Source organism: Nonomuraea insulae (assembly GCF_042656245.1).
This window is the reverse complement of the sequence record NZ_JBHSPA010000154.1, coordinates 1-801: the sequence shown is the minus strand read 5'-3', so window position 1 is coordinate 801 and position 801 is coordinate 1. Positions and strand designations below refer to the sequence as shown.

Below are 801 nucleotides of genomic sequence, written 5' to 3'. Positions count from 1 at the left end.
GAGGTGACCGGCCGGGGCATCATCACGGCGATCTCGGCATCGACCGTTCGCCGGATCCTGGCCGCTGCCGTGCTCAAGCCCTGGCAGCACCAGTCGTGGGTGTTCATCCGCGACCCGGATTTCGCGATCAAGGCCGCCCGGGTGCTGGACCTCTACCAACGGGTCTGGGACGGCCAGTTGCTGGGAGACGACGAGTACGTGATCTCCTCCGACGAGAAGACCTCGATCCAGGCCCGCTGCCGCTGCCACCCGACCCTGCCACCGGGAAGAGCCCGCATGATGCGGGTCAACCACGAGTACGACCGTGGTGGATCGTTGGCCTACCTGGCCGCCTACGACGTCCACCGCGCACGTGTATTCGGGCAGTGCGCGGCCAAGATCGGGATCGTCCCGTTCATGACCCTCGTCGAGCAGGTCATGACCACCGAGCCCTACACCTCGGCGAAACGTGTGTTCTGGGTGGTCGATAACGGCTCCAGCCACCGCGGCAAGGCCGCCTGCGACCGGCTGGCCGCACGGTTTCCCAACGCAGTGATGGTGCACACCCCCGTGCACGCCTCGTGGTTGAACCAGGTGGAGATCTTCTTTTCCATCGTGCAGCGCAAGGTCTGCTCACCCAACGACTTCACCAGCCTTGACCAGGTCGAAGACCGGCTTATCGCCTTCGAGCGTCGTTACAACGAGACCGCCCGGCCCTTCACATGGGAGTTCACCCCGGCCGACCTCGAGGACCTGCTGGCCCGGATCGAGCGACACGAACAGAAAGAGCACTCCCAGCAGCCCACCGGCTACGCCCACCAG

At 65.3% G+C, this 801-nt stretch carries 1 protein-coding gene; it reads left to right on the top strand.

Features of this window, described 5'->3' with window-relative positions:
* Positions 1 to 801: IS630 family transposase (locus tag ACFPZ3_RS70235; RefSeq protein ID WP_379525385.1), on the top strand; the 801-nt coding region annotated here is incomplete at both ends.